Origin of the sequence: Rhodoferax sp. AJA081-3 (assembly GCF_017798165.1) — a bacterium.
Classification (GTDB): Bacteria; Pseudomonadota; Gammaproteobacteria; order Burkholderiales; family Burkholderiaceae_C; genus Allorhodoferax.
In genome coordinates, this window is sequence record NZ_CP059068.1 from 3988487 (window position 1) to 4006713 (window position 18227).

13 protein-coding genes and 1 pseudogene are annotated in these 18227 nt (G+C 59.3%); 3 read left to right on the forward strand and 11 right to left on the reverse strand.

The features are described 5' to 3' along the window. The first annotated feature begins 8 nt into the window (after positions 1–8). Positions 9–230, forward strand: a complete 222-nt coding sequence (locus HZ993_RS18765; protein ID WP_209394239.1) for a DUF1161 domain-containing protein — start codon at positions 9–11, stop codon at positions 228–230. 84 nt (positions 231–314) lie between these two features. Here HZ993_RS18765 and HZ993_RS18770 read toward each other — a convergent pair whose 3' ends face one another. The 7 genes and pseudogenes from HZ993_RS18770 to HZ993_RS18800 form a co-directional block, all read right to left on the reverse strand. After that, positions 315–1505, reverse strand: coding sequence for an ABC transporter substrate-binding protein (locus tag HZ993_RS18770; RefSeq protein WP_209394240.1), 1191 nt, complete (start codon positions 1503–1505; stop codon positions 315–317). A gap of 47 nt (positions 1506–1552) precedes the next feature. After that, the gene (locus tag HZ993_RS18775) at positions 1553–2713 is read right to left on the reverse strand and encodes an ABC transporter substrate-binding protein (RefSeq protein ID WP_209394241.1); all 1161 of its coding nucleotides are present in this window, start codon (positions 2711–2713) and stop codon (positions 1553–1555) included. A gap of 41 nt (positions 2714–2754) precedes the next feature. Continuing rightward, positions 2755–4611 carry a long-chain fatty acid--CoA ligase gene (locus tag HZ993_RS18780; protein WP_209394242.1) on the reverse strand — a complete coding sequence of 619 codons (1857 nt, stop codon included), beginning with the start codon at positions 4609–4611 and terminating at the stop codon, positions 2755–2757. Between the two features lie 98 nt (positions 4612–4709). Continuing rightward, on the reverse strand, positions 4710–5486 hold the full coding sequence (locus tag HZ993_RS18785) for an ABC transporter ATP-binding protein (protein ID WP_209398607.1): 777 nt from the start codon (positions 5484–5486) through the stop codon (positions 4710–4712). A 118-nt stretch (positions 5487–5604) separates the two neighbouring features. Next, positions 5605–6414: pseudogene (locus HZ993_RS18790) on the reverse strand (ABC transporter ATP-binding protein); the annotation flags it as partial. Continuing rightward, a complete protein-coding gene (locus HZ993_RS18795) occupies positions 6411–7487 on the reverse strand; it encodes a branched-chain amino acid ABC transporter permease (RefSeq protein WP_209394243.1) in 1077 nt (358 codons plus the stop codon). The pseudogene HZ993_RS18790 and the gene HZ993_RS18795, both read right to left, overlap by 4 nt. A 1-nt stretch (position 7488) precedes the next feature. Continuing rightward, positions 7489–8385 carry a branched-chain amino acid ABC transporter permease gene (locus HZ993_RS18800; protein WP_209394244.1) on the reverse strand — a complete coding sequence of 299 codons (897 nt, stop codon included), beginning with the start codon at positions 8383–8385 and terminating at the stop codon, positions 7489–7491. A gap of 107 nt (positions 8386–8492) precedes the next feature. Here HZ993_RS18800 and HZ993_RS18805 point away from each other — a divergent pair, with 107 nt between their 5' ends. Continuing rightward, positions 8493–9311, forward strand: coding sequence for a crotonase/enoyl-CoA hydratase family protein (locus HZ993_RS18805; RefSeq protein WP_209394245.1), 819 nt, complete (start codon positions 8493–8495; stop codon positions 9309–9311). A 72-nt stretch (positions 9312–9383) separates the two neighbouring features. Here the strand turns inward: HZ993_RS18805 and HZ993_RS18810 are convergent, their stop codons facing one another. The 4 genes from HZ993_RS18810 to HZ993_RS18825 all read right to left on the reverse strand — a co-directional run bounded on the left by HZ993_RS18810 (position 9384) and on the right by HZ993_RS18825 (position 16319). Further along, entirely contained in the window at positions 9384–12875 is a 3492-nt protein-coding gene (locus HZ993_RS18810; RefSeq protein WP_209394246.1) for a heme utilization protein, read from the reverse strand. A 228-nt stretch (positions 12876–13103) separates the two neighbouring features. Further along, positions 13104–14513, reverse strand: coding sequence for a kelch repeat-containing protein (locus tag HZ993_RS18815; protein WP_209394247.1), 1410 nt, complete (start codon positions 14511–14513; stop codon positions 13104–13106). A gap of 118 nt (positions 14514–14631) precedes the next feature. Continuing rightward, positions 14632–15636, reverse strand: a complete 1005-nt coding sequence (locus tag HZ993_RS18820) for a hypothetical protein (protein ID WP_209394248.1) — start codon at positions 15634–15636, stop codon at positions 14632–14634. A gap of 260 nt (positions 15637–15896) precedes the next feature. Then, entirely contained in the window at positions 15897–16319 is a 423-nt protein-coding gene (locus HZ993_RS18825) for an acyl-CoA thioesterase (RefSeq protein ID WP_209394249.1), read from the reverse strand. A 50-nt stretch (positions 16320–16369) separates the two neighbouring features. Here HZ993_RS18825 and HZ993_RS18830 point away from each other — a divergent pair, with 50 nt between their 5' ends. Beyond that, positions 16370–18226 (forward strand): ABC transporter ATP-binding protein/permease, encoded by a 1857-nt coding sequence (locus HZ993_RS18830; protein ID WP_209394250.1) that lies wholly within the window; start codon positions 16370–16372, stop codon positions 18224–18226. The last annotated feature ends 1 nt before the right edge of the window (position 18227 follow it).

Below are 18227 nucleotides of genomic sequence, written 5' to 3' on the forward strand. Positions count from 1 at the left end.
GATTCGAAATGAAATTTGCCATCGTTTTCACCGCCTTATTGGCTTGCACCGCCCCGTTGCATGCTGCCCAGTCCTGCGAAGAACTCAAGTCCAAAGTAACTGCCAAACTCGATGGCAAAAACGTCAAGGGTTATACGTTGGAGATTGTGGCCAACGACAAGGTGGGTGACACCAAGGTGGTGGGCAGCTGCGAAGGTGGCGCCAAGAAGCTGACCTACAGCCGCAAATAGCCCGCCTGCGGGTCTGCACAACGACCTGCTGCACCAGTAAAAAAGCCACCTTGCGGTGGCTTTTTTTGCGTGGGGAAGGGGAGATTACTTCTTGGCAGGTGCCTTAGGTGCTGCGGTATTGCCAAAGTAGTCAGACACTGTTTTCCACTTGCCGTCTGTAATCTGCGACAGGCGCGACGCATCGTTGCCCAGGCGCTTGGTGGCGGTAAAGGTCTGGGCGGCACCGCCGAAGAAGTCGGGCTCAATGGTCAGGTTGTCCATCACCTTGATGAAGCTGTCGGTGCTGAGGTTTTTACCCGCACGACCGGCTGCTGTCGCAAAACTGGTGATGATGGTGTAGCCATAAACCGAAAACACGGTAGGGTCTTCGTTGAACTTGGTCTTGTACTTGTTGGCCCAGAAACGGATGGGGGGCGATTGTTCATCCGTGTAGGGGTTTTGCACCGTCATGGTGGCATACAGGCCGTTCATAGCAGGCCCACCCAGCTTGTGGATCAGGTCGGTGTAGGCCGCGCTGGACCCCAGGAAGGTGGGGCTGTAACCCAGTTTGCGTGCCGTGCCGATGGCACCAATGGTCTCGCGGATGATGGTGCCCAGCACAATCATGTCGCAACCGCTGGCCTGCATTTTGGAGATCTGTGAAGAGAAGTCGGTCGCGCCGCGTTTGTAGGATGTCTTTTCGGCAAACTCCATGCCCACGGTCTTCAGGCCTTCTTCGCCACCACGCAGCACTTCCAGGCCAAAGTCGTCATCCTGGTACATGGTGCAGACCTTCTTGGCGCCTTTTTCTTTCACCAGCTTGGGCACCGCATTGCGCATCTGGTCAAAGTAGGTGGCGGCGTAGGAGTATTTGAGCTTGTGGAAGGGCTCATACATTTCACGGGCGGCCGTGATAGGGAAGAAGTTGATGACGTTTTTCTCGAACTGCACGGGCATGGCGGCCATGTTCTGTGCCGTGCCGATGTGGCCCACCATCATGAAAATCTTGTCCTGGTTGACCAGCTTTTGCGCCGCCAGCACGGCCTTCTTGGGGTCGTAGGCCGAATCTTCCACAATGATCTTGAGCTTGCGGCCGTTGATGCCGCCCTGCTCGTTGATTTCGTCCACCGCGAGCAACATGCCCAGGCGGGCCTGTTTGCCAAAGCCCGCAATGGGGCCCGACAAATCCTGGATAGAGCCCAGCAATATTTCATCTTTGCTGACGCCTTGGGACGCATGGGCCGTGGTGGCCGCGATGGCCAGTGTCGCAAGGGCTAGGGCAGTCTTGATATGCATACGGAGTCTCCTGTTAAAACGTGGTGGACAGTGGGGTATTGCAGTGTTTACTTGTTGGCGTAATCGATGACAACCTTCCAGCGGCCGTCCTGAATCTGCGACAGCCGCGATTCATCACTGCCCAGTCGCCGGGTGGGTGTGAATTTCAATGCAGGCGCGCCAAACATGTCGGCTGGAATCTTGGTGACTTCCATGGCGCGGATGAATTTGGAGGTGTTGGGGCGTTCACCGGCGTCACGCATGGCATTGGCAAACACTTGGATGGTGGTGTAACCAAACACGGAAATGACGGAGGGGTCTTCGTTGAACTGGGTCCTGTACTTGGTGGCCCAGCGGCGCACAGGTTGTGACGCGTCATCCACGTAGGGGAACTGCGCAGTCATGGTGGCATAAAACCCCTCCATGCCCTTGCCGCCCAGCTTGTGGATGATGTCGGTATAAGACGCGCTGGAGCCCAGGAACAAGGGGTTGTAGCCCATCTTGCGGGCCGTGCCGATGGTGCCAATGGTTTCGCGGATGATGGTGCCCAACACCACCAGCTCACAGCCACTGGCCTGCATTTTGGCGACCTGGGACGAAAAATCGGTGGAGCCGCGCTTGAACGAGGCCTTGTCGGTGAGTGTCAGTTTGACGGCCTTGAGAGCCTCTTCCGTACCTTGCAGGACCTCTTGGCCAAAGTCGTCGTCCTGGTAGATGGAGCAGACCTTGGTCACATTCTTCTGGCGGATGAGCTTGGGCAGCGAGGAGTGGATCTGCTCGAAGTAGGTGGGCGCCACCGAGAACTTGAGCCGGTGGAAGGGCTCGTACATGGAGCGCGCGGCGGTCAAGGGGAAGAAGTTGATGACGTCTTTCTCAAACTGCACCGGCATGGCCGCTTCGTTTTGAGCGGTGCCGATGTGGCCCAGCATCATGAAAATCTTGTCCTGGTTGACCAGCTTCTGGGCCGCCAGAATAGCCTTCTTGGGGTCGTAGCCCGAGTCTTCGACCAGCAGCTTGATCTTGCGGCCGTGTATGCCGCCCAGCTCGTTGATCTCTTCAATGGCCATTTGCATGCCGGCGCGTGCCTGCTTGCCGTAACCGGCCAGCGGGCCCGACAAATCCTGGATGGTGCCGATCAGGATCTCGTTCTTGCTGATGCCCTGCTGGGCATTGGCCATGCCTGCGCACAGGGTGAGCGCCGTTACGGCGAGGGTGGTTGTGAATTTCATGTTTGTACTTTTAAGTGTTGGTGGAAAGGATTGAGTTCTTCTCAGTGGTACATGGCGTCAATTTGCGCGGCATACTTTTTTTCCACCAGCTTGCGTTTGAGCTTCATGGTGGGGGTGAGTTCCTCGTCTTCGGCCGTGAGCTGGGTTTCCAGCAGGAAAAACTTTTTGAGCTGTTCAACCCGCGCAAACTTTTGGTTCACCCGGTCCAGTTCGGCCTGGATCAGTGACTGCACCTCGTGCGACTGTGTGAGCGAGGCATAGTTGCCAAACGGCACATCGGCGTCCTGCGCGAATTTCTCCACGTTCTCCTGGTCAATCATGATGATCACGGTCAGGTAGGGCCGCTTGTCGCCAATGACCACGGCGTCGGTGATGTAGGGTGAGAACTTGAGGTCGTTTTCCAGCTCGCTGGGGGTCACGTTTTTGCCGCCCGCGGTGATGATGATGTCGTTCATGCGGTCAGTGATGCGGAAGAATCCGTCCGCGTCCACCACGCCCACGTCACCGGTGTGAAGCCAGCCGTCTTTGTCTATGGTCTGGGCCGTCTTCTCGGGCAGGTTCAGGTAACCGGCGAACACGTTTTTGCCGCGGACCAGGATCTCGCCGGTCGCAGGGTCCAACCGGACTTCGTTGTAACCCGCTGCAGGGCCAATGGAGCCGGGTTTCATTTTGTTGGCGGGTATACCGGTCGATGCGCCGCATGTCTCGGTCATGCCCCAGACTTCCAGCATGGGAACACCCAGTGCCAGGTACCAGCGCACCAGGTCGGGCGATATGGGCGCGGCCCCCGTCACCAGGAAACGCGCGCGGTGTATGCCGATGAGCTTGCGCACATTGTTCAGCACCAGCCACTGTGCCAGCTTGAACTGGACCTTGAGCCAGCCGCTGACCGGTTGTCCGGCCAGCACCCGGTCTGCAATACGGGTGCCCACACCAATGCCCCAGGCATACGCAGCCTGCTGCACCTTGCCAGCCTCTTTGAGCGAAATCATCACTCCGGAGTAAAACTTCTCCCACACGCGCGGCACGCCGGTGAAGACCGTGGGCGCGATCTCGCGCACGTTTTCGGGAATGGTTTCGGGGTTCTCCACAAAATTGATCTTGGCGCCGGTGTACAGCGCAAAATACTCACCGCCCATGCGTTCGGCAATGTGGCACAGCGGCAGGAAACACATGCGTTCATCGCGTGCGTCTTGTGCCACCAGGGTGTTGTAGCCGCGCACGGTGTAGACCAGGCCTTCATGCAAATGCATCGCGCCCTTGGGTTTGCCCGTGGTGCCCGAGGTGTACACTAGGATGGCCAGATCACTGGGCTTGCACCCAGCCACCCGCTGCTCCACCGCGCCAGGGTTCTTGCTAAGGTAGTCCCGCCCTACGATGCGCAGGGTCTCCAGGCTGATGACGCCGGGGTCATTCAGGCTGCGCAGACCGTCCATGTCAAACACCACAATCTTGCGCAACGCTGGTAACTCGGCCCGGACCGACAAGGCCTTGTCCAGCTGTTCATCGTCCTCCACAAACAGGATCGAGGTATTGGAATCCGCACACAGGTATTGCACCTGCGAAGGTGCGTCAGTAGGGTAGATGCCGCTGGAGACGCCACCGGCAGACAACACCGCGAGATCGGCAAAAACCCAGTCCACCACGGTGTTGGCCAGAATAGAGGCGCAATCGCCCTTGGCAAATCCCAGTGACATCAAACCGGCGGTTATCTCGCGTACCGCCTCACCGGTCTGGTCCCACGTCCAGCTGCGCCACAGGCCCAGGTGTTTTTGCCGCATCCAGATATTGGGGCCGCGTTGGGCCACGCCGTTCCAGAACAGGGCGGGTATGGTTTCGCCCTGCAGGACGATGTCGGTGCAGGGCTGTATCGAGGAGGTATCCCAGAGTTGAGTCATTCGAGTGTCCTAATAATTTGCCGCCGGGCCGCCCCAAGGCAAATTGGCCCCCTTTGGGGGGCAGCGACCCGCGTAGCGGTGGAGCGTGGGGGCCACATTCATCTCCAGGTTTTCTTTTTCTTCCAGCGCCGCTCGCCGCGCACACCGTCTTCCTTCAGGCCCAGGTAGAACTCCTTGATGTCGTCCTTCTCCCGCAGATGGGCGCAGGTGTCTTCCATGACGATGCGGCCGTTTTCCAGCACGTAGCCATAGTCGGATGCGTTGAGCGCCATGTTTGCGTTTTGCTCGACCAGCAAAATGGTGGTGCCGCGTTCGCGGTTGATACGCACCACAATTTCAAAAATCTCCTTGGTCAGCTTGGGTGACAAACCCAGGCTGGGTTCGTCCAGCAGGATCAGGTCCGGGTTGGCCATCAACGCGCGGGATATGGCCAGCATTTGCTGTTGCCCGCCGGAGAGCAAACCGGCATCCTGGTTGGCGCGCTCTTTCAGGATGGGGAAATACGCAAACACGGTTTCCATGTCGCGCGCCACCCCATCGCGGTCCGAGCGAGTGTAGGCACCCATCAGCAGGTTGTCATGCACGCTGAGCAGGGGGAATACTTCGCGCCCCTCGGGCACATGGCTCAGGCCCTGTTGCACGATGATGGCCGGGTCTTTGGCGGTGATGTCTTCACCCTTGAACTCGATAGAACCCTTGCGCGGATCGATGATGCCGGAGATGGTTTTCAGAATCGTGGTCTTGCCGGCGCCGTTGGAGCCCAGCACGGTGGCAATCTCGCTGCGGCGCACCTGCAGGCTGACGCCGCGTATGGCCTTGATGGGGCCATAGGCACTTTCCACATTCAGCAGTTTGAGCACCGGGAGGTCGCTGATGGCAGGTGGCAAGGTGCTCACTGGATAACCTCCGTGCTACGCACTGCGGCGCGAGCTTGCTTGGGGCGGCCCGGCGCGGCGCCTCATGTGGCCCCACTGTGGTTGCGTGGTGGCCCGAAGCCTGGCGGCGCAGAGACGACACATCGTCCACCGAGCCGAGATAGGCCTCAATCACACCGGGATCGTTTTGCACCTCGCGCGGTGTGCCCATGGCCAGCATCTCGCCTTGGTTCATGGCCAGCACCCGGTCGGAGACCTTGGATACCAGCGACATGTCGTGCTCCACCATCAGTACCGTGATGCCCAGTTCGTGTTTGATGTCCTGTATCCAGAAGGCCATGTCGTCTGTCTCTTCCACATTCAGGCCGCTGGAGGGTTCGTCTAGCAGCAGCAGTTTGGGCTCGGTGCACAGTGCGCGGGCCAGCTCCACCACCTTGCGCACACCATAGGGCAGGCCGGCGACAAAGGTATCGCGGTAGTGCTGCAGGCCCAGAAAGTCGATCACTTCTTCAGCCTTCTCACGGGCCTTGAGTTCGGCCTCGCGCACCTTGGCGGTAAAGAACAGGTCTTGCCACAGGTTGGTGGCCCTGTGGGTATGGCGGCCGATCAGCAGGTTGTGCAAGACGGATGCGTGTTCAAACAGCTCGATATTCTGAAAGGTGCGCGCAATACCCAGCGAGGCCACGCTCTGCGGGGGCTGCTCGGTCAGCTTGAGCATGCCATCCGGACCCATGAAATCGATGCTGCCCGTGGTGGGGGTGTAGATGCGGCTGATCAGGTTGAACACGGTGGTCTTGCCCGCACCATTGGGGCCAATCAGGGTGAACACCTCGCCCTGTTTGACGTCAAAACTCACGTTGTTGACGGCCAGCACACCACCGAAGCGCACGCTCAGATTCTTCGCCGACAGGAGATTGTTGTTCGTCATTTCAGGCGATCCGATTTTTGGAAAGACTTCTGCCGTTTGAACATGCCCTTGCGGTAGAAAGGGAACATCTGCAGATAGGTACGCACCTTGAGCCAGCGGCCATACAGCCCCATGGGCTCAAACAGCACAAAGGCAATCAGCACAGAGCCGTAAATCACGCTTTTCAGGCCGGGTGCCTGGCCAATAAACTCGGGCAAAAATCCTTTGACCGCCGAGATGCCCTGGGGCAGGATGATCAGGAACACAGCACCCAGAAACACGCCGTGTACCGAACCCAAGCCACCGATCACAATCATCAGCAGCAGGTCAATCGACTGCAACAGGTTGAACTGGTCCGGCGAAATGAAGCGCAGGTTGTGGGCGTAGAGTGCGCCGGCCAGGCCGGCCAGCGCGGCTGAAATGGAGAAGGACAGGGTCTTGTAGTAGGCCAGGTGGATCCCCATGCTTTGCGCAGAAATCTCCGAGTCGCGTATGGCGACAAAGGCGCGCCCTGTGGGGCTGCGCAGCAGGTTGAGAATGCCCAGGGTGCAGGCCACGGTGATGGCCAGGCACACAAAGTAGAAGCCTTCTCCACTGCCAATGTCGTAACCGAACAGAACGATGCTGGCGATGGACTTGCCCGCATTGCCGCCGGTGACCGACTCCCAGCGGGCAAATACTTCTTCAATGATGAAGCCAAACGACAGCGTCGCCATGCCCAGGTAAATGCCCTTGAGCCGTAGTGCTGGCAAGCCCACCACAATACCGATCAAGGCCGACAACAGACCCGAACAACCCAACGACAACAAGAAGGGCACGCCTATGCCCGTCAGATAGGCCTGTGTGTAGGCCCCCACGCCCAGGAAAGCGGCATGCCCCAGCGAGAACTGCCCGGTAAAGCCTGCCAGCAGCATCAGCCCCAGGCCCGCAATGGCGTAGATCAGCACCAGGTTGAGCTGGGCCAGGCTGTACTCGGCCAACAGCCAGGGGGCGGCCAGCAGCAGTAGCATGAGCACGCTGTACCAAAAGACATGCCCGCCATGTTTGGCGAGATTGATGTCCTGCGCGTAGTCGGTCTTGAAGATAAAGCGCATGTCAGACCTTCTTGCGGAGTTTTTCGCCAAACAGGCCGTTGGGCTTGACCATCAACATGACCAGAACCACCACATAAGCTGCGGTGTCCTTGAAGCCATCGGGCAAATAGAAGCCAGCCAGTGACTCCACAATGCCAATGACGAGACCACCCACAATGGCGCCGGGCAGGCTGCCAAAGCCCCCCACCACGGCGGCCGGGAAGGCCTTGAGCCCGATGAAGCCCATATTGGCGTGGACAAAGGTAATCGGTGCCAGCAAGATGCCCGCAATGGCGGCGACCGCCGCCGCCAGGCCCCAGGCAATACCGTTGAGCCTCTGCACAGGGATACCCATGTAGTAGGCTGCCAACTGGTTTTGCGAAGCGGCCTGCATGGCAATGCCCAGCTTGCTGTAACGGAACAGGGCGAACAACAACACGCACAAAATGCCGGTGGCGCCGATGATGACCAGATGCTCCACATTGAGCACCAGCGCGCCAATGCCCATCTCATTGCCGCCAAACTTCAGGATCTCATCTTTGTAGGGTACGGGCAGGGCATTGGTGTCGGTGCCAATGCCAGGGATCATGGTGATCAGGCCGCGCGCCACGTAACCAATGCCGATGGTCAGCATCACAATAGAAAACGCGGGCTGCCCCAGAATAGGGCGAATGACAATACGCTCCAGCAAGACGCCAAAGACAGACATCGCCACCAGTACGCTGATGATGGACAGCCAGTAAGGAAAGCCCATCATGGTCATGCAGACCAAGCCACCAAAGGCGCCGAGCATCATGAGTTCGCCCTGGGCGAAGCTCACGGTTTCGGTGGCCTTGTAGATCAACACAAAGCCGAGTGCAATCAGACCGTAGATGCACCCCTGTGCAATCCCGCTGATCACCAGTTGAAGAAACAGCACGTCGTCTCCTAATGTTTTGAGCTTCACGTTTATAGCTGTTGCGATTCATTTCCCCGCTAGGGTTCTCACTGATACTGTGTCCCGCGCGAGACTGTTTAATCAGATGGATGAATGCCCCCGTAGAAACCCGCAAACACGGTGCCATCACCGTAGTAACCCTTGACCGTATGGATGTTCGCAACGCGGTGGATGCCGATACGGCACGCCGGTTGTACGACGCGTTTGTGGCGTTTGATGCGGACCCCCATGCGCGTGTTGCTGTCTTCCACGGTGCCCACGGCCACTTCTGCGCAGGTTGGGATTTGCAAGCCGGAGCACGCATGGCCCAGCAGCTGCAGCAAGGCGCGGATCCTTTTGCCGCACTGAACTTTTCAGGTGCTGACTATGCGGCGGGTGCACCGGGGCCCGCGGGCCCCATGGGGCCTTCGCGTCTGTTGCTGTCCAAGCCGGTGATTGCCGCAATCAGTGGTGCCGCGGTGGCGGGTGGCATGGAGTTGGCGCTGTGGTGCGATATGCGTGTGATGGATGCCGATGCCTACTTCGGCGTGTTTTGCCGCCGCTTTGGTGTGCCGCTGATAGACGGTGGCACCGTGCGCCTGCCGCGCCTGATCGGCATGGGCCACGCCATGGACTTGATACTGACCGGGCGCAAAGTGGAAGCCACTGAGGCCTTGCAGATGGGGCTGTGCAACCGCGTGGTACCCACTGGCGAGGCACTGGCGGCAGCGGTGGCCTTGGCAGGGCAGTTGGCAGGTTTTCCACAAGACACCATGTTGGCCGACCGGGCCAGCGCGTATGCCCAGTGGGACTTGGGACTGCCGCAGGCCCTGCAGCAGGAGTGGGAGCGGGGCAGGGCCTGTATTGCCACTGGATTGGAAGGCGCAGCGCGCTTTGCCGCAGGGGCAGGGCGGCACGGGAAGTTTTAGTGAAGTGTGCCTCTAGCCCCCGTGAAATATAACCGTATAGCTATTGATTAAATAGCAAGTGCACCGCCGATACTAGCCTGCAGTGCTGGCCAGCGTGGTGGTATCGGAATGCGGGGTCAGTGTGGTGACCAAAGTGGTGGTCGCTGGCACCGCTGACGCGTAGCCAAGCTTTGCTGGCTGACCATTGGCATCGAATTGCCGCATCGCGTCCACCACGTCTTGTAGACCATCACCCGAGGCATATACGGGCGTAGGTGTTTGCGCTGCAGAAGTTGTCAGTTGCACGGAACTGGACGATGGTGTTGCCGCGACAGTCGCCATGAACGACGCCATGGCGTCCACCATGCCAGGCACCGCAAACTGCTGCGCGTCCATGGCAGTCGGTGCCAAGGTGTTGCTGTTGCTCGCGGTGTCCTGGATCGCCGGTGGCAGCTGTAGTGGAGGTACTGGGGCGGGCGCCGGGATGCCGGACGGCAGTCCAACACCACCGCTTGCACTGGCCGTGGGGTCACTCGTGGCAAACCACACGTCAACCATGTCATGGCTTGCACCATCGGTTGTGGTGTAGCTGGACGCCAGGCCGATGACGTTGCCGTTGTCCACAACAAACGTGGATTGCGCCGCGAGGTCCAGTTGCGCGATATTCAGCGATGACAGGCTGTGCAACTCCGTGGTTTCACTCACGCCGTCTGAGTTGCCATCGACCCACACCATCAATTCCGAGAAGGCGGAATCTGCCGTGGTGATTTGCCCATCGGCATTGGTGTCCAGTTCTGCCAAGGCCTGGTAACCGTTGCTTGCCTTTTGGCCGTTTGCCAGGTTGGTACCCTCGCCAAACAACTCCTCACCGCCATTGATGCTGCCATCACGGTTTCTGTCCAGCACCAGCAACCCATTGTCCGGCGCGACCCACCCGGTATGCACCTGCTGGCCGTTGCCGTAAATGTCAAACAGCACGCCGTTTGTGATGCTCTGCGTGGAGATGCCGTTGCCGGTAAGGTCCAGGACAATAGGGGAACCCAGCGCCAATTGGGCGATCTGGTCCGGGCTCAACGCGCCGTATTGGTCGGGACTTAATGCCATCACCTGTTCGGGTGTCAGTGCAGCGATCTGGTCTGTTGTGAGTGCGACCATCTGGTTGGTCGTCAGGCCCGCCTGTATCTGTGTGGTGGTCAATACCGCAATGTCCTGGGTGTCCAGCGCCGCGGCACCATCGGTGGTGAAGGCTGCCACGGCGTCCGTCCGCAATACCACCACTTGATGCGTTTGCAGTGCAACAACCTGGTTGGTCGTCAGCGCCGCAACCTGATCTGTTGTCAGTGCGCCGACCGCGTCGGTGTTCAATGCGGCTACGTCCCCAGTTTCCATAGCGACCATCTGGTCCGTGTTCAGAACGATGACCTGGCTGGTGTGGAGCGCCGCAACCTGGTCGGTGCGCAGCGCGACGATCTGGTCTGTCGTCAAACCGGCGCTGATTTGGTTGGTGTTCAACGCAACAACCTGTTCGGTCGTCAGCGCCGCCACTTGGTTGGTGGTGAGTCCTTGGCTGATCTGGTCTGTAGTCAGCGCGCCGACTGCGGCGGTGTTCAGTGCTGCGACGTCCTGGGTTTCCATCGCGGTCAACTGGTCCGTGCTTAATACGATGACCTGGTTCGTGTGAAGCGCCGCAATCTGGTCGGTGCGCAGTGCGACGATCTGGTCGGTGGCCAAACCTGATGCAATCTGATCGGTGCTCAACGCGGCAACGGCGTTGGAGGAGAGGGCTGCCACCTGTCCGGTGGACAATCCCGCTACATCCTGTGTCGATAGTGCGCCGATCTGCGCCGTTGTCAGCGCCGCCATCTGGGTGGTCTGGATTGCGGCGATCTGGTCGCTGCTCAGCGCCACAATCTGGTCGGTGTTGAGGGCTGCCACTTGAGCTGTGGTCAGCGCCGCCACTTGGTTGGTGGTGAGTCCTTGGCTGATCTGGTCCGTTGTCAGCGCGCCGACTGCGGCGGTGTTCAGTGCTGCAACATCCTGGGTTTCCATCGCGGTCAACTGGTCCGTGCTTAATACGATGACCTGGTTCGTGTGAAGCGCCGCAATCTGGTCGGTGCGCAGTGCGACGATCTGGTCGGTGGCCAAACCTGATGCAATCTGATCGGTGTTCAACGCGGCAACGGCGTTTGAGGAGAGGGCTGCCACATGTCCGGTGGACAAGCCCGTCACATCCTGCGTCGAAAGTGCGCCGATCTGCGCCGTTGTCAGCGCCGCCATCTGGTTGGTCTGGAGTGCGGCGATCTGGTCGCTGCTCAGCGCCATGATCTGGCTTGTAGTCAACGTCCCTACTGCAGCAGTGTTCAAGGCGGCAACGTCCTGGGTTTCCATGGCGCTGAGTTGCGCAGTGCTCAGTGCGACTGCCTGGTTTGAACTGAGTGCGCCAGCCTGGTCGGTACGCAACGCAACAACTTGTGCGGTGGTCAGTGCGGCGATTTGGTTGGTGGACAAACCCAGGGTGACCTGGCCGGTCGTCAGCGCGCCTACGGCGGCCGTTGTCAGTGCAGCGATGTCCTGGGTTACTAGCGCGCCCAGTTGGTTGGTGGTCAGGGCGACCACCTGGAGCGAGCTAAGCACTGCCGCCTGGTCCGTACGCATAACGCCGACCTGGGTCACCGTCATGCCCAACTGAATCTGCTCGGTAGTCAGTACGGAAACCTGGGCCGTGGTCAGGGCTGCGAATTGTTCGGTGGACATGAAGCTGATGCTTTGCGGCGTCAACGATGCAATCAGTGACGTGGGCAATGCCGCAATCTGGTCGGTGGTCAACACACCGTTGTTGACCGGGCTGGTGACCAGGGCGGGAACCTGTGTCGTTGGTGTTGTTGTTATCGTGGGCTCCAGACTGGCTTGGCTCTGGTCGACCAGTTTTGTGCCGAGGGCCGCAATGCCTGCTGCAGACAGCGCCGCGATGTCTTGCGCCGAAAACGCGGCAACCTGTGCTGCAGTCAAGGCCGCCAGCTGGTCGGTCCGCAGGGTAGCTACCTGGGCGGTTGTCAAGGCCACAATTTGGTCTGTGGTCAGTGCGGCAACCTGATCGGTCCTCGCGGCGGCTACCTGAGCAGTTGTCAGCGCGGAAATTTGGTCTGTGGTCAGCGCTCCAACCTCTTTAGCCACCCATGCCGTGAAGATCGCCCTGGCTTCGGCCGCCACGGCATTGATCTGCATTGGATTGGTCATGCCCAACTGTTGGGCGAACTGAACCAGGTCACCACCCTGGGTCAGGAACTCGCTGATTTGCTGGGGCGTGTAATACCTGCCACCCACGGCCAGGCCACCAGCATGTGAGGCCGGAGGGGTCAGCGTGCCGTTTGCTCCCCAACTGTAGCCATGTTGGGATGCATAACCCACGATGTCCGCCGCCGACACGTTTTGCCCGCCAATTGCCAGCGCCTGCTGAATCTGCGCCACACCCAGGCCCATGTAGGCTGCCTGCACGGCGATAACGTCCAGACTGGGGTTGCCTGCAAAAAAGCCTTGTATCTGGCTATCGGAAAAGGTATTCCCGTTGGCTGCGGTGATTGGCATGCTGTCTCTCCCCCTGTCAGAGCTGCGCCTTGACGGAATGCGTGGTCAAGCGACACAGCAGAGTGCAAGCGTCAGCATACTGCGACTATCGCCAAAGATGTACTGACTATTACCGAACGCATCGGTATGTGGTCTGTCAAAGTGACCCGGGATGCCGCGTCAATTCACCGGTTTAACGGGGCCTGTCCAAGCGCTGGAGCAATCCGTTGGCCGCTTTCGGATCGAAACTCACAAGAGTTCGTACAGGGCTGCGTTGGCACGGGTTGGTCGCCCCCACCCGTATTCATCGGAGCCTCCAACGACCAGCACGGAGCCGTCACGCAAGAGGGTTGCCGTGTGTCCCGCCCGAGGGCCCAATACCAAAGGGGTTGTCGCCGACCAGGTGTTGGTAGCTGGGTCATACAACTCGCTGGTGTCGGTCGCTGTGGATTCGGTATAGACCCCACCACCGGTTATCAGCACCGTACCGTTGGATAACAGCGTTGCAGTGTGGTCTCCGCGGTTGGTCGAAATGGTCCCAGCCAATGACCATGTATCGGTAACGGGGTCATACACCGTGGCGTTGCGCTCGGCCACCCGGCCGGGTACAAACAGCACCTTGCCGTTGGCTAACAGCGTGGCAGAAACCCTCAAGGAAGTAACTGGGGGCCTGGCGGCAGTAGTCCAGCGGTTGGATGCGGGATCATAAATTTCGGCTACGCCTGCACCTCCATATACGAGTGTTCTCCCGTCGCGGAGCAAGGTGGAGGTATGAAAAGACCGCGCTGCAGCCATGGGGGGCACATCGGCCCAGGTATTGGTCGCCGGATCAAAAAGACGGGCAGCCTTTGAGTCGGTGTTGTCACCCAGATAGCCTCCGGTAAGCAGTACTTTGCCATTCGGCAGCAGTGTGGCAGCCAGGCCGTAATAACCGACCAAGTCGCGCCCCACCGTGCTGGGAGACGGAAGGGCGGTCACGGTATTGTTGGCCGGGTCATACAGTTCAAATCCGACCAGCAACTTACCGTTGGGCAATAACGTTGCAGTGTGCCCATAGGGGCTTACAGAGGTTCTCCCGACAAGTTTCCAGTCCTTTGACACCGGGTCATACAGCTCAACTGCGGAGGCTGCTACACCGGCCGCAGACGTTGTTCCACCTACAACCAGCACTTTTCCATCGGGTAACAGGGTCGCCGTGTGGCCGGCACGCGCGGTCTGCAGGCTACCTGTGGCGCTCCAATGCACGGGCTGCTCAGGCGTCGCCGTATTGGAAACACCGGATGCGACACTGACGCCGGCGGCATTTGTTGCAGTGACGGTAAACGTGTAGCTGACCCCATTGGAGAGCCCCGTCACAACATGGTTCAACGTGGTGCTTCCTGCATCGCTGTCTATGCCACCGGCTGGGGATGTGCTGACCGTATACCCGGTGATGGCGCTACCGCCGTTGTTGCCAGGTGCAGTGAAGCTTACAGTCGCTGATGCCCGCCCGGCAATAGCAACAACGTCGGTGGGTGCGCCGGGTGTCGAAATCACAGCTGGCGGAGTGATCGGAGCAGGGGAGGTGCCCCCGCTAACGCCACCGCCTTCACTCCCGCCACCACATGCCACCAGCGTGAGCATCATGCCGCCCACCAAAGCGGCAGTTCCTTTGTTCAAAAATCGCATTCCACTCCCTTTGTTTTTCTGGCAAATTTGCTGTCGCAGTATGCCAGTGCCAAGCAGCGCGGCCGGCGCTGATGAAGGGGAGTTTTGATTTCGGCTTGCTCGTGCGAAATTAGGCGGTTGTGTTCACGGTAGTCGAACCATCTCCGGACGTTCGGGGCTGCCAAGATCCAACGCTGCCGTCGGCGTTGCCGACAAACACCTTACCTCCGCCCGGGATGATGTGGCCATACTGGTCGAGGCTGTAGTTGTCCTTGCCCTGGAACAGGTTGAAATCCATTTGGGCGTAGGCGCTGTTCATGTCTGCGGCCGTGGTTATGCCCAGGCCAATCATCATGTTGTTGACGGCCGATACACCCAGGCCTAGTTCGGACGCTTTCTGGAAAATCTGGTTTTGACTGGGATTTCCAGCAAAAAAGGCCTGCATCTCGCTCTTGTTGATGGCACGCCCCAGCGTGGGGGAGAAGTAGGACGTCCATCCACCGTTCCTGCCGCCCCCAATATCGGTGCCCAGGCGATTGGCCGAATCCACGTACATGGTCTCTAGCACGTGTGCGCTGATCTTGTTCATATCCATGCCAATGCCAGTCGCCTGGAACTGCACCATCTGCGCGGCATTGAGCCCGAGTTCCTTTACTTTGGCAGTAATCTGATCCTCTGTAGGGCGACTGGCATAGAACGCTCGGATGTCTTGTGCGGCTGGCATGATCCGCTCCGAATTTGCGGCTTGTGCGCTCGTTCTTGTATGGGTTAGCAGGCCGTTGGCATCCCACGCATATCCATTGCTGGCATTGGCTACAAAGCCTTCGATCTGGGCTGGCAGTGTTTGGTTATTGCTGCCTCCAAACCCACCTACAGTCATGGCCCTCGTAATCTGATTTTTGGTCAGCCCCAGCGTAGCGGCCTTTTCCGCGATTTGCATGGGGGTTGGCTTGCCGGCAAAAAAGCGTTTCACTTCGGCGTCGGTATACGGGGTGCCGTTGTTACTACTGGTGACGCTGTTCATGGTCGCAGCAAAGGAAGCGCCAGTGGCTTCCGCAGTCTTGTTTTTGCCGGTGGCGCCGGCCGAGCTGTGGTTGTTAACGCCGTTGGCGTTGTGAACGTTGGAGATAGACATGGTGCTGTTTCCTTTACGCTGGGTAGCGGGACCGGGCCAACATGCGAGAGACGCATTTCGGCCTAGTGTTGCTAACAGATTCTCTGGAAAGCGGTGGCACGCAATCGGCCAATAAGCCTGCGCAATGCCCGCTACTATTTGGCTTTGCGGCGGACTTTGCGGGTGCCCCTGGCATTCCCCTTAGGGGTGCCATATGAAAAATATGGCATCAGCCCCCGTCGTTGTTTGCAGTGGCGCTATATAAACAATAGCGTATCGATTCAGACAGGCATTGGCTGTTTGATAAGCTCGGTCGGCTTGCCCTCGTCGTCTATGGCCACATAGGTCAGTGAGGCCTCGGTCACCTTGATGTACTGGCCCTGCGTGCGGTAGCGCTCGGCATAGACCTCGACCTTGACCGTGATCGAGGTGCGCCCCATGCGCGTGACCTTGGAGAAGAACGACAGGATGTCGCCCACCCGCACCGGGTGTTTGAACACAAACTCATTGACCGCCACGGTGGCCATGCGGCCCGGGCTGAAGCGCGCGGGCAGTACGGAGCCCGCCAAATCGACCTGGGCCATGACCCAACCGCCAAAGATGTCGCCGTTGGCATTGCAGTCCGCGGGCATGGGTATGACCTTGAGAACCAGTTCCTCGTCTTTGGGCAATTGGAGACCGGGGGGGCTTGTATTCGTAGACATAGGCACAATCCTAACCTCTTGCAGGACTGCCCAACCATACTTCCCCTCCCATGCGCGACCTTAGCCACCAAGCCATAGCTCCTGCCATCAGCATCACCGCGCCTGCAGCCCCCGTCAAATCCGACTGGGCCACGATCCAGCGTCTGTTCCCCTACTTGTGGGCTTATAAGTGGCGCGTCATCTTCGCCCTGGCCTTTATGGTCGGCGCCAAGCTGACCAATGTGGGAGTCCCCCTGCTGCTCAAAAACCTGGTGGACAGCATGAGCTACAAGCCCAGCGACCCCACCGCGGTGCTGGTCGTACCGGTGATGCTCTTGGTGGCGTATGGCCTGCTGCGCCTGTCCACCACGTTGTTCACCGAGCTGCGCGAGCTGGTGTTCTCCAAGGCCACCCAAGGTGCGGCGCGCAGCATTGCGCTACAGACCTTTGAGCACCTGCATGCCCTGAGCCTGCGCTTCCATCTGGAGCGCCAGACCGGTGGCATGACACGCGACATCGAACGCGGCGTGCGCGGCATCGAATCGCTGATCTCGTTCTCGCTGTTCAGCATCGTGCCTACGCTGCTGGAAGTGGCCATGGTGCTGACCATTCTGGCAGTCAAGTTTGACGTGTGGTTTGCATGGATCACGCTGGGCGCCCTGGTGCTGTACATCACCTTCACCGTGCTGGTGACCGAATGGCGTACCAAGTTCCGCCGCGAGGCCAATGAGTTTGATTCGGCCGCGCACTCCAAGGCCATCGACTCGTTGTTGAACTACGAGACCGTCAAGTATTTCAACAATGAAGGTTTCGAGGCCAAACGGTATGACGAAAGCCTGGAACGCCTGCGCGCCGCGCGCCTGAAGAGCCAGACCACTCTGTCCATGCTCAACGTGGGGCAGCAGTTCATCATTGCCACGGGGCTGGTGGCCATGTTGTGGCGCGCCACCCAGGGAGTGGTGGATGGCCGCATGACGCTGGGCGACCTGGTCATGGTCAACGCCTTCATGATCCAACTCTATATCCCGCTGAATTTTTTGGGCGTGATCTACCGCGAGATCAAACAAAGCCTGACCGACCTGGAAAAGATGTTCACGCTGATGGAGCGCGAACGTGAGATTGCCGATGTGCCGGGTGCGCAGCCGTTGAGGGTACAGGGTGAGACGGGCCTTGCGTTTGAAAACGTCAGCTTTTCGTATGACCTGCCAACGGCGGCCAACCCCCACAGTGGCCGCACCATCCTGCACAACATCAGTTTCGAGATACCCGCCGGCAAAACGGTAGCCGTTGTTGGTCCATCGGGCTCCGGCAAGTCCACACTGGCACGGCTACTGTTCCGCTTTTACGATGTGTCCAACCCGCAGGAGGGCGGCCGTATCCTGATCGCCGGGCAGGACATCAAGCAAGTGACCCAGTCCAGCGTGCGCCAGGCGATTGGCATCGTGCCGCAAGACACGGTGTTGTTCAACGACACGGTGGAATACAACATCGCCTACGGCAAGCCGGGTGCCACACGTGAACAGGTGGAAGAGGCCGCGGCGTCTGCCCATATCCACCAGTTCATCGCCTCCACGCCCAAGGGTTACGGCACGATGGTCGGCGAGCGCGGGCTCAAATTGTCCGGTGGTGAGAAACAACGCGTGGCCATTGCCCGCACGCTGCTGAAGAACCCGCCCATCCTGATTTTTGACGAGGCCACGTCGGCGCTGGACTCCGCCAACGAACGCGCCATCCAGGCCGAGCTGCAAAGTGTGGCCCGCAACAAGACCACGCTGGTGATTGCGCACCGCTTGTCCACCGTGGTGGACGCGCATGAAATCCTGGTCATGGATGCAGGGCGCATCATTGAGCGGGGCAACCACATTGCGCTGCTGGCAGCGAATGGGCGTTATGCTCAGATGTGGGCCTTGCAGCAGAGTGCGGAATGAG

What these genes read in the sequence shown, in the direction of transcription:
- HZ993_RS18765 (WP_209394239.1), top strand. Translation starts at nt 9, where the DNA reads ATGAAATTTGCCATCGTTTTCACCGCCTTATTGGCTTGCACCGCCCCG.
- HZ993_RS18770 (WP_209394240.1), bottom strand. Translation starts at nt 1,505, where the DNA reads ATGCATATCAAGACTGCCCTAGCCCTTGCGACACTGGCCATCGCGGCC.
- HZ993_RS18775 (WP_209394241.1), bottom strand. Translation starts at nt 2,713, where the DNA reads ATGAAATTCACAACCACCCTCGCCGTAACGGCGCTCACCCTGTGCGCA.
- HZ993_RS18780 (WP_209394242.1), bottom strand. Translation starts at nt 4,611, where the DNA reads ATGACTCAACTCTGGGATACCTCCTCGATACAGCCCTGCACCGACATC.
- HZ993_RS18795 (WP_209394243.1), bottom strand. Translation starts at nt 7,487, where the DNA reads ATGCGCTTTATCTTCAAGACCGACTACGCGCAGGACATCAATCTCGCC.
- HZ993_RS18805 (WP_209394245.1), top strand. Translation starts at nt 8,493, where the DNA reads ATGAATGCCCCCGTAGAAACCCGCAAACACGGTGCCATCACCGTAGTA.
- HZ993_RS18810 (WP_209394246.1), bottom strand. Translation starts at nt 12,875, where the DNA reads ATGCCAATCACCGCAGCCAACGGGAATACCTTTTCCGATAGCCAGATA.
- HZ993_RS18820 (WP_209394248.1), bottom strand. Translation starts at nt 15,636, where the DNA reads ATGTCTATCTCCAACGTTCACAACGCCAACGGCGTTAACAACCACAGC.
- HZ993_RS18825 (WP_209394249.1), bottom strand. Translation starts at nt 16,319, where the DNA reads ATGTCTACGAATACAAGCCCCCCCGGTCTCCAATTGCCCAAAGACGAG.
- HZ993_RS18830 (WP_209394250.1), top strand. Translation starts at nt 16,370, where the DNA reads ATGCGCGACCTTAGCCACCAAGCCATAGCTCCTGCCATCAGCATCACC.